The sequence below is a fragment of the Acetitomaculum ruminis DSM 5522 genome, assembly GCF_900112085.1.
GTDB lineage: Bacteria > Bacillota > Clostridia > Lachnospirales > Lachnospiraceae > Acetitomaculum > Acetitomaculum ruminis.
This window is the reverse complement of sequence record NZ_FOJY01000031.1, coordinates 1-10,838: the sequence shown is the minus strand read 5'-3', so window position 1 is coordinate 10,838 and position 10,838 is coordinate 1. Positions and strand designations below refer to the sequence as shown.

At 33.5% G+C, this 10,838-nt stretch carries 12 protein-coding genes; all 12 read left to right on the top strand.

The annotated features are described in order from the left end of the window. The coding region (locus BM153_RS13055; protein ID WP_177205722.1) for a transposase at nucleotides 1-118 on the top strand (118 nt) is incomplete at its 5' end. Next, nucleotides 99-422, top strand: coding sequence for a helix-turn-helix domain-containing protein (locus tag BM153_RS13050; protein WP_330392166.1), 324 nt, complete (start codon nucleotides 99-101; stop codon nucleotides 420-422). The genes BM153_RS13055 and BM153_RS13050, both read left to right, overlap by 20 nt. 108 nt (nucleotides 423-530) lie before the next feature. After that, a complete protein-coding gene (locus BM153_RS13045; RefSeq protein ID WP_092874887.1) occupies nucleotides 531-992 on the top strand; it encodes an HD domain-containing protein in 462 nt (153 codons plus the stop codon). Between the two features lie 249 nt (nucleotides 993-1,241). Continuing rightward, complete coding sequence (locus tag BM153_RS13040; protein WP_092874884.1) at nucleotides 1,242-2,531, top strand: ATP-binding protein; 1,290 nt, start codon at nucleotides 1,242-1,244, stop codon at nucleotides 2,529-2,531. A 174-nt stretch (nucleotides 2,532-2,705) separates the two neighbouring features. Beyond that, the gene (locus BM153_RS13030) at nucleotides 2,706-3,335 is read left to right on the top strand and encodes a methylated-DNA--[protein]-cysteine S-methyltransferase (RefSeq protein ID WP_092874881.1); all 630 of its coding nucleotides are present in this window, start codon (nucleotides 2,706-2,708) and stop codon (nucleotides 3,333-3,335) included. 86 nt (nucleotides 3,336-3,421) lie between these two features. Beyond that, a complete protein-coding gene (locus BM153_RS13025) occupies nucleotides 3,422-4,597 on the top strand; it encodes an MFS transporter (RefSeq protein WP_092874878.1) in 1,176 nt (391 codons plus the stop codon). 45 nt (nucleotides 4,598-4,642) lie between these two features. Next, nucleotides 4,643-5,113, top strand: coding sequence for a hypothetical protein (locus tag BM153_RS13020; protein ID WP_092874875.1), 471 nt, complete (start codon nucleotides 4,643-4,645; stop codon nucleotides 5,111-5,113). A gap of 320 nt (nucleotides 5,114-5,433) precedes the next feature. Further along, on the top strand, nucleotides 5,434-8,337 hold the full coding sequence (locus tag BM153_RS13015; RefSeq protein ID WP_092874872.1) for a leucine-rich repeat protein: 2,904 nt from the start codon (nucleotides 5,434-5,436) through the stop codon (nucleotides 8,335-8,337). Nucleotides 8,338-8,551: 214 nt separating this feature from the next. Continuing rightward, entirely contained in the window at nucleotides 8,552-9,079 is a 528-nt protein-coding gene (locus BM153_RS13010) for a hypothetical protein (protein ID WP_092874869.1), read from the top strand. A 20-nt stretch (nucleotides 9,080-9,099) separates the two neighbouring features. Continuing rightward, complete coding sequence (locus BM153_RS13005) at nucleotides 9,100-9,342, top strand: hypothetical protein (protein ID WP_092874866.1); 243 nt, start codon at nucleotides 9,100-9,102, stop codon at nucleotides 9,340-9,342. Nucleotides 9,343-9,644: 302 nt separating this feature from the next. Continuing rightward, nucleotides 9,645-10,505 carry an MBL fold metallo-hydrolase gene (locus BM153_RS13000; RefSeq protein ID WP_092874863.1) on the top strand — a complete coding sequence of 287 codons (861 nt, stop codon included), beginning with the start codon at nucleotides 9,645-9,647 and terminating at the stop codon, nucleotides 10,503-10,505. Between the two features lie 131 nt (nucleotides 10,506-10,636). Then, on the top strand, nucleotides 10,637-10,838 hold a 202-nt coding region (locus BM153_RS12995), incomplete at its 3' end, for a transposase (RefSeq protein ID WP_177205720.1).

Sequence of the window (10,838 nt, the reverse complement as noted above, 5' to 3'; positions counted from 1 at the left end):
GAAAGAGATGTTCTGGTCACAGAGTTTTTGTCTGTTGACCACAGGCAAAGCTACGGTAGATATTATCAAACAATACATACAATCTCAGGGTAATAAAGATGGCAAACAAAGCAATTAAGTATAGAATATATCCTACAACTGAACAAAGCATTATGTTTGCAAAGACCTTTGGCTGTTGCCGTAAGGTTTATAATCTTATGCTCGCTGATAAGATTGAAGGTTATAAAGTGACTGGTAAGTTCCCTATTGTTACACCTGCTAAATACAAAAAAGATTATCCATATCTTAAAGAAGTTGATAGTCTTGCTCTTGCTAACAAGCAGATGGATTTGCAGGCAGCCTTCCGTAATACGTTTAGCAAATCTCGTAAGAAGAATAACGGATTTCCTAAATTCAAATTTTCAATTCATCTTCGGAATTAAGAAGTCCCAAAGAAGTTGAAAGATTACAGATTATTGTTTTAGCACATGTATATGCATTCGTTAATAAGATGAACCAGCCATACCCAAATTTTAAAGGAGGAGGATTTTATGAGCAGATTAAAGGAACTTCGTAATTATGTGGATGAGGAACTGAACAAAATGGAGGATGCGTCCAAACGCACAAGTGCTATTGCCCATTTATATGGTGTATCCCTTGCAGCAACTATGATTGCAAAAAAGCGTGGGCTTAATCCGGAGATAGCATCTATGGCGGCAATGCTTCATGACCTTCATGCATATAAGACTAGCTCTTATGACGATCATGCGCATCTGGGGGCAGAACTGGCCAGGAAGATATTGAAGGAACTGGGGCTTACGGATGAAGCAGAGACGGAGATAATCTGTTCTGCTATATACCATCATGATGATAAGTTTGATATAGATGGTTCAATGGATGAAGTACTTAAGGATGCAGATGTTATTCATCACTGTATGAATGATATGTCAAAGGCGGTAAAGGAAAAAGAAAAACAAAGGTTTGAAAAGTTGTGTATGGAGTTTGGGATGTAAAGAAAATGTGGGGCATTGATGGTTTTAGGGAACTTTTATGATTAAAGTTTTAAAAAGTTCCTTAAAGGACGGCCTTGATGACATTAAGGGTGGATGAGTACAAGAAGCAAAAACTGCATTTTCAGTTTCCTATTTTTGAAAAATGGCACAATTACCGTTTTTCTAAAATACCATTTACCAAGAAAACTTAAGAGTGATATACTTTAGAAAAACGGTAATAGGACCAAAAATCTAAAATAGGAGTTTTCTATGGAGATAAAAAGGGATAAATATTTAAAAAAGCTTATAAGTAAAAGAAATAATGGATTGATTAAGGTTATTACTGGAATCAGAAGATGTGGTAAGTCTTATTTAATATTTAATTTGTACTATGATTATCTTACTAAAGAAGGGGTTTCTGATGATTGTATTATATCTGTTCCATTAGATGATGATGAGTATATAGAATACTGTGAACCTAAAAAGTTATCGAAGTATATCAAAAGTAGAATAACTGATTCAAACAAGCAATACTATGTATTTATAGATGAAGCACAATATGCAATCACTAAGGAAGAGATGAAAAACCCGGATGTTCCAATCAGACTTTACAGTGTTTTAAATGGATTGATTAGAAAGAAGAATGTTGATGTATACGTTACAGGAAGCAATTCTAAGTTTTTATCTTCTGATATTTTAACAGAATTCAGAGGTCGTGGTGATGAAATACATATTTCACCTTTGTCTTTTTCAGAGTATTTCTTTGCAGCTGGGAAGGACAAATATGATGCATGGCAGGAGTATTTGTTTTATGGTGGATTGCCACATATTTTGGCAGAACCGGACAATGAATCAAAAGAAGCATATCTGGAAAGATTAAATTCTGAAATATATATTAGAGATATAGTTGAAAGGTATGATATTAGAGATGCTATTGGCATGGAAACACTAATGAAAGTTATTGCCTCTGCTATTGGTTCTTTGACAAATGCTCAAAAAATATCTGATACATTTAATAGCAAAGGTAATAAGTCAATTTCAATGCCTACAATATCGAATTATTTAAAGTATCTTATTGAAAGTTTTGTTATACAAAAAGTTGAAAGGTATGATATTAAAGGACGCAAATATATAGGAACGCCATCCAAATATTATTACACAGATTTGGGATTGAGGAATGCTTTTTTAAATTTCCGTCAATTTGAAGAGACTCATTTAATGGAGAATGCCATATACAATGAATTGATATATAGGGGTTACAAAGTAGATGTTGGTGTTGTTGAAATTCGAATTGATGAAGATGGAAAAAAAGTTCGTAAACAATTAGAAGTTGATTTTGTGGTTAATCAAGGCAGTAAGCGATATTATATCCAGTCTGCCTATGCGCTCCCAAATCAGGAAAAAGTAGAACAGGAACAAGCATCGCTTATTAAAATACCTGATTCATTTAAGAAAATAATTGTTACTAGTGGAAACACTCCGGTGTGGAGAAACGACCAAGGTGTAACAATAATGGGATTATTTGATTTCTTACTGAATGAAGACAGTCTGGATTATTAGAAGAAAAATCCTTTTTCTTTATAGATGATATTCATCATTGTATGAATGATATGTCAAAGGCGGTAAAGGAAAAAGAGCAGCAAAGGTTTGAAAAGTTGTGCGTGGAGTTTGGAATGTAAAATGTAGGACAACTTGACTGATATTATTGCAATAGTTTGTGGGGGATATCAAATTATGTTAAAAACACGGCAAGAGATATTACAATTTGGATTATCGTTTCCGGATACCTATCAAGATGCACCTTTTCACGATGATAATTGGCAATTGGTTAGATATAAGGGAAACAAGAAAGCCTTTTTGTGGACATACGAGAGAAATGGATATATAAATTTAAACGTTAAGGTTGAACCGGAAAAGGCGTTTTTTTGGCGTGATATTTACCTTTCCGTTGTGCCGGGATATCACCAGAATAAGGAACATTGGAATACCATTATTTTAGATGGAAGTATCCCGGATAAGGATATTAAAACTATGATAGGAGAAAGCTATGATTTGGTTTCGGACTGCCCGACAAAAAGGATTTACGAAGCGGTTAAGCAAATACCCAGAGGATGCGTTGCGACTTACGCACAGGTAGCTGAGCTGGCAGGTAATCGGAAGATGGCAAGAGCTGTTGGAAATGCCCTGCATAAGAATCCGGATCCCTTTAGTATTCCATGCCATCGTGTGGTTAATTCTAAGGGAGAGCTGGCAGGTGAATATGCCTTTGGAGGAGCCTGGAAGCAGGCTGAGCATCTTATTGAAGAAGGTGTAGAGGTGGTTGATGGAAAGGTGGATTTGAAGCAGTTTCAGTGGAAATATTAAAAAGGGGAGTATTGCTTTATCTTTTTTTAATCGATAGTATATTGTGAACATAAAAAACATTGGGGAATAATAAGGAGACAAATACTATGAAAAAAAGAGATATGATGTGGATTTTCCTGTTTTTAATTGTTTTCATTAATGGCTTTGAAGCCGGTGGTTATCAGGCTAGTTTGTATGTGATTGGACAGACCTATGATTTGTCTGTTGCCAATATGGGGCTTTTTGCATCTGTGGAGCTTTTTGCTACTATGCTTGCACCCCTTATTTTGGGAAACTGGGCAGACAAATCCGATAAAATCAAATGTATCCTGATTTTACTTGGAATACAAATGTGCTTTTCTGTGGCTATTTTTTCAATAGACTTAGAAGCTATGTTTATTGGAGGAATTTTCTTTTTAGGACTGACCACAAGTGCCCTTCAATTTATCGCAATAGCGGCGCTTGTAGAATTATATCCTCTAACTGGTAAGAAAAAAATTGGATTTTTGACATCTATGTACGCTCTTGGAGCACTTTTATCACCGCTTTTTGTTGATTTTTATTTAAAGAGAAATATAAGCTGGAAGATGTTATTTTTGACATTGGCAATAGGAAGTGCCCTTGCCATTGCAGGAACCTTGCTTACCGGAAAGAATTTAAGTGAGACGGCAGATGTAGATGCAGATGACGGTGAGATATCAGGTGGATTCATGGTTGTCGGGGTATTGCTTTTATGTGTTGTAATGTGTATTTATGTAGGCTTTGAAAATGGATTTGCATTTTTTATAGATACAATGTTCACAAAGGAGCTTAATTCCTCTTCAGGAAAATATGCCCTGTCTATATTCTGGGCAGTTATGATACCATCAAGAATAATTGTGGGCTTGTTTTCACGACATGCCAAAAAGATTTTGTACGCATCTGTCATCGCTATTCCTGTACTTACTTTAGTCACTGCAAATATGACTAGCGGAAATATTGTAATGGCACTATGCATACCCCTTGGATTTGCAAGTGGTGCAATATATCCAAGTGTGCTCACAACCCTTATGAATTATTCCGGGGAAAGAAAAGCTACTGCAACAGCTATGATTACTGTTTCTACCGGAATTGGCGGTGTGGTATTTACTGCCCTTACAGGAATTATGGCTGATGCCTTTGGAATAAGGCATGCTATGATGATTCTTGGAGGATTTTTTATAATATCATTGATTTGTGTTTATTCAACTAAGCTGGTTGAGAAAAGAGGAGCAGGGGATGAAATGACGGAAAAAATCTCATAAATAATAGAATTTGTTAAATTTTGGATAATGTTGAGGAGAATATTTATGGAAGAAAAATTTACTATGAAACTGGCATATTTTGACATGGTTCCGGTTATTATTTTCGGAGTCGCATTCGGGATTCTTGGAATGAAATTAGAAAGCCTTTTGTTCGTTTTTGGAAGCGTAATTTGTACTTTGGCCGGACTTGGAAAAGTTTTTTGGAAGATTTTTATTGCATCAAAGGAAAAAGAAATTTCCTTTTTATACTATCAGTTTCGTTTTCTAATGCCAATAGGCTTTTTTACTCTTATAATTGCTGTACTGTTTACGAAAGAATCCTTGCGGATACAGTTGTTTCAGGAAGCTTTTAAATTCCCAAGTGTTTTTTGCTTTGCCATGGGAATTATGGGAATGATTGTTATGTTTATTTGTGCATTTAAAATTGATAAGCATGATGTTAAAGGAAACTGGCTAGAGCAAAGCATTAATACCATCGCTCAGGCATTTTTTATGATGGGAATTTTGTTATTGTAAAGATATTTTTCTTAAAATATGTAATTCGCTTTACTTGGATGATACTACAAAGTTATGCTTCGGCATAACTTTTTTTATTGCAGTAAATATTCGCTTTTATAGACTCAGAAAATCCTTGCTTTTTAAGTAAGAAAGGTAATATAATAACAAAGTTGCACAAAAAGATACGCTTTGCGTTCGTGAGGAAGTAGCAAAGCGGATTTAAGAATGTCCGCTTTACTATTAAAAAAAATAACTTTAAGGGATATTTATTTGCCGTAGTTAAATCTATTGGCAGATATATATGAAAATAATGTGTTTATACTAGATAGGAGTTAGAGATGAAATTTTTTAAAAGATTATTATCTTTAGCAATAGTGGGCTTACTTGCTATTGCGTTAGGTCATGTGGTAACAGGTGGTTTAATAGAAAAGGAGGTATGTGCGGCAGGTAATGATATATATGAAATCGTAAGTGGCTCTTGCGGTGAAAATTTAACGTACGTTTTAACATCTGATGGAACAATGACAATTTCAGGTAGTGGAGATATGACTTATCAATATAATCCATGGGATTCGTACAATTTGTATATAGAAAAAGTGGTTATTACTGAAGGGGTAACCTCTATAAAAGATGCTGCTTTTAGATATTGCGAAGATTTAAAAAGTATAACAATTCCAAAAAGCGTAATCTGTATAGGAGAGTCTGCTTTTTCTGGATGCACAGAATTGACAAGCATAACGATTCCAGAAAGTGTAACTTGCATAGGAGAGTCTACTTTTTATGGATGCACTAAATTGACAAGCATAACGATTCCAGAAAGTGTTACCTGCATAGGAGAGTCTGCCTTTTATGGATGTAAAGGATTAACAAGTATAGTAATTTCAGAAGGAGTAACTGAAATAGGAGAGTATGCTTTTAGTGGATGTAAAGGATTAACAAGTATAACAATCCCGGAAAGTGTAATTGAAATAGGATCCCAGGCTTTTAGTTCTTGTGATAAATTAACAAGCATAACAATCCCTATTAATACTAAGTATCAAAATGATGTGTTTTGGTATTGTGATAATATTAAAAAAATAGTATATACTGGGAATGGAACACTAACTTCAGAAGTTGTTTCACTATTTTCTTTTGCAAATGAATACAGTGTAATTATTCAGGAGGGAATCACAGAAATTTGTGATTTTGCATTTGAAAATTGTAAAAACATAATAAGCCTGACAATTCCACAGAGTATGGAAAAAATTGGTGATAATGCATTTGGATATTGCAGTAATTTATCAACTGTAACAATACCGAATTCTTTAAAGAAATCAATTGATTATTCAAATGCCTTTTATGCAACTCCATGGAAAATGAATAATATTCCAGATGAAGGTTCGATTGGTTCATGCACTTGGTCATTAAATAATGGAGTTTTTACAATAAGTGGAAGCGAGAACATAGAAGGTGGGATAATTCCAGAGGAATATAGAAAAATCTCAGGTTACAGTGTAATTATCAAAAATGGAATCAACACAATAGATGTGAAAGCGTTTTATGGCTGTATAGGACTAACAGATATAACAATTCCAGGAAGTGTAACAAAAATATATTACGAAGCATTTCGCGGCTGTGTAGGGCTAACGAATATAAATATTCCAGAAAGTGTAACCTACATTGGAGACTCAGCTTTTGCAGACTGCAAAAAGCTTAAGAATCTAGTATTACCTGATTCCTTAAAGAAATCAATCGATTGTTCAAATGTTTTTTATGCAACTCCATGGAAAATGAATAATATTCCAGATGAGGGTACAAATGGTTCATACTCCTGGTCATTAAAGAATGGTGTTTTTACAATAAAATTAAGTGGTGAATTGGAAGAAAATATAATCCCAGAGGAGTATTGTGATATCCAAGGCTATAGTGTAGTTTTTAAAGACGTAATCACAAAAATAGGAGATTATGCTTTTTATAGATGTGAAGGTTTAACAAGTATAACAATTCCAAAAGGTGTAACTCAAATAGGAGATTATGCTTTTTATGGATGTGAAAGATTAACAAGTATAACAATTTCAGAAGGTGTAACGAAAATAGGAGATAATGCTTTTTATGGATGTGAAAGATTAACAAGCATAACAATTCCAGAAGGTGTAACGAAAATAGGAGATAATGCTTTTTATGGATGTAAAGGATTAACAAGTATAACAATTCCAGAAGGTGTAACTGAAATAGGAATGTGTTCTTTTGCTAAATGTAAAGGATTGACAAGTATAACAATTCCAGAAGGTGTAACTGAAATAGGAACGTGTTCTTTTGAAGAATGTAAAGGATTAACAAGCATAACAATTCCAAATAGTGTAAGCAATATTAATAGATCTGCGTTTTTGGATTGTGATGGAATAAAAAGCATAATATTTACAGGAAGTGGTATATTAGCTTCAGAATCTGTCCCAGAAATAGAGATTGAAGATTACAGCGTTACTATAAAAGATGGAATCACTCAAATAGGAGATTATGCGTTTGGGAAAAATAGCGGGCTAACAAGTATAGTAATCCCAGAAGGTGTAACCCAAATAGGTGAATGTGCTTTTGCTGGATGTAAAGGATTAACAAGTATAGTAATCCCAGAAAGTGTAACCCAAATAGGAGAATATGCATTTGATAATTGTATGGGCCTAACAAGTATAGTAATCTCGGAAGGTGTAACGAAAATAGGAGATTATGCTTTTAGTGGCTGTAAAAGATTAACTAATTTAACAATCCCAGAAAGTGTAATCGAAATTGATAATGGCGCATTTAGTGGATGCACAAGATTAACAAGCGTTTTCTGTCCTTGTAAATTTAAGGGATTATTTTCAAAAAATGTAAAGATTAACCTTTCACATGGAAAAATAGTTGTAGATAAAGCTGTAAAAGCAACATGTATTTCAAAAGGAAAAACTAAGGGAAAACATTGCTTGGTATGTAAAACTGTAATTCTTCCACAGAAAATCATACCTAAACTTAAACCGACAATAAAGCTTTCAGCAACAAATAAAACAATAAAAACAAAACAATCTTTTACACTTACTGTTTCTAAACTATCAAAAGGAGATTTAATCAAGAACGTAAAATCATCAAATAAAATAGTTGCTACAGTAAAAGTTGATAAAAAGAACAAGACAAGATACATAATCAGCGCAAAAAAGAAAGGTAAGACAACTATTACAGTAATTTTAAAGTCAGGAAAAAAAGCATACTGTAAGATTACAGTAAGATAATAGCAAAAAAAACAATCCCAAAGGTGGAGCTAGATTATAGCTTCACCTTTTTTGGAATAAATGGTTAATAAATATGCTTAAAAAATGGATGAAAGCAATGGCTATTTTATTAGTCTTCACAAAAATTAAATAGAATTATATAATATTTATACAGTTTTGGCATTTTGTCAGAATTATAAAAAAATACTTTTAGGATAATAAAGAGGAAAATATTATGGGAATGAAATTTTGTAACATGAATATTTATAATCCGGACAAAAGGGAGTATGAAGTTCCGGCGGGATATTCAAAGGTAAATATTGTTAAAGACTGGGATACGATTTTGGAAGATGAATCCGAACTTGATTTTAAAAAGATGGAAAAGACTAGCAGAAAGCTTTCTAAAGAATTGGGGCAATCAATAATCACTGTGTTTTATTTTGATGATGATTATTTTGAACTTTTTGTAACTTTGGATGGTAAGAAAGCTGCATATCATGATGTGAGAGTGGGAAATCACTTTACCAAGAAAATAGCGGTATTTGTGGAAGCCCTAAGACTTAACGAAAATGATGCGAAGGCTTTTAGATATATATTAAAAAGTGATTTAGACCCGGAAGATTCTATTTTAAAGTTAAGTGCAATCTGCCAGTTGCCATTTTACATTGATAGTTTTATTTATCATAATTCCAATTGGAATATTATTCCAGACAAGGAAGAAGTATTAGAAGATATAAAAAAGGAAAAAAGAGAAATAAAATAACATCTATTAAGCCGGAGTTATTGGTAGAATTTCCAGGAGATGTAGTTAATTATTATACTTCTAAATCTCCAAGTGATGATTATCCGGGAATTTTAAGATGCGTTGAGCCTTCAAAAGATGGTGTTGATTACGGAAAAGTTAATTGTTATCAGGTCACAGAGGCAGATAATCCTTATTTAAGAAAAGTGTATGAATACAATATTCCGATTTCAAAGCTTACTGGAAGGCCAAAGGACACAAATATCTGGATATATCTTTTATAAAAAAACGTACGGTCAATGGGAAAAAACTATTGATAATCGGAACCAGCAAATATGTCCACATTTATGATTATAATTTTAAGCGCTTGTGCTCATACAGCATCACTGGGCGTTTTATTGATAGCTTTTATGATGATAAGGACAATATGTATGTAATTACAAGTTCAATTCTTCATGGGGCTGATGATCGGGGAATGAATGCCAAGGACAGGGTTAGAATGTATAAATTACCATCAGCTAACATATAAAAGTATTTTGTTAAGATGCCCGTAAAAAAACAAAATCCTGCTTGCGAAAGGAAAAAAATGAGAATAATAAATCTTATTGAAAATACACAAGGAAAATCAGGATGTGAATATGAGCATGGCTTATCTTTCTATATCGAAACGAAAAATCATAATATACTAGTGGATTTCGGACAAAGTGATAAATTTATTGAGAATTCGAAATCGCTGGGGATTGATTTAAAATCAATAGATATAGCAGTTTTAAGCCATGGTCATTATGACCATTCAGGAGGACTTAGGTCATTTGCAAAAATTAATGATTCGGCTGATATTTATATGCAAAAGAAAGCAGAGGGGGATTTTTATGCAGAAGATGGAGAAGTATCTGAGGGTGAACGTTACAGATATATAGGTATTGACAGAAAGATTTTAAAACTATCTCAGGTTAGACTATTGCAGGGAGATTATGTAATTGATAATGAGTTGGAGATTTTTAAACTAAAAACAAGGACTCATCCACTTCCTTTTACTAATGCCCGACTTTTAATCAAAACTGAAAGAGGTTATAGTCCGGATGATTTTGAGCATGAGCATTATTTTATTATAAAAGAAAACGGGATAACGGTACTTATTTCCGGCTGTGCTCATAATGGGATTTTGAGCATCTTGGATGCTTATAGGGAAAAATACTCTGATTTACCGGATTTTGTTATAAGTGGATTCCATTTAATGATAAAGGGTGAATATAAAGAAAATGAACTTAGCAAAGTAAGAGACATTGCAAAAAAACTAAGCCAGTATAAAACAAAATTTTTTACCTGCCACTGCACGGGAATATCTGCATATGAAGAAATGAAAAAAATCATGGGAGATAAGTTGGAATATATTCATTGTGGCCAAGAAGTGGAAGTAAGTTTTTTGCCTTTTAACACGCCGTGAGCAAGAAATCCCCCACTTCTACAAGTGGTGGGATGAATTGCGATAAACACGGCGTTTTCTTGACTTTTGTATCTTATAGCATTATAATCTAATTATAAATCAGTCGTATTTGCGAGAAATGCTATAATATAATGCAATTAGATACAAATAATCATTCAGTGTTCATGCTACATTATCATCTAATCATGTGCGTAAAATATCGTAATAAGGTGATAGATGATAATATCTCTAATCGCCTGAAAGAGATGTTCTGGTCACAGAGTTTTTGTCTGTTGACCACAGGCAAAGCTACGGTAGATATTATCAAACAATACATACAATCTCAGGGTAATA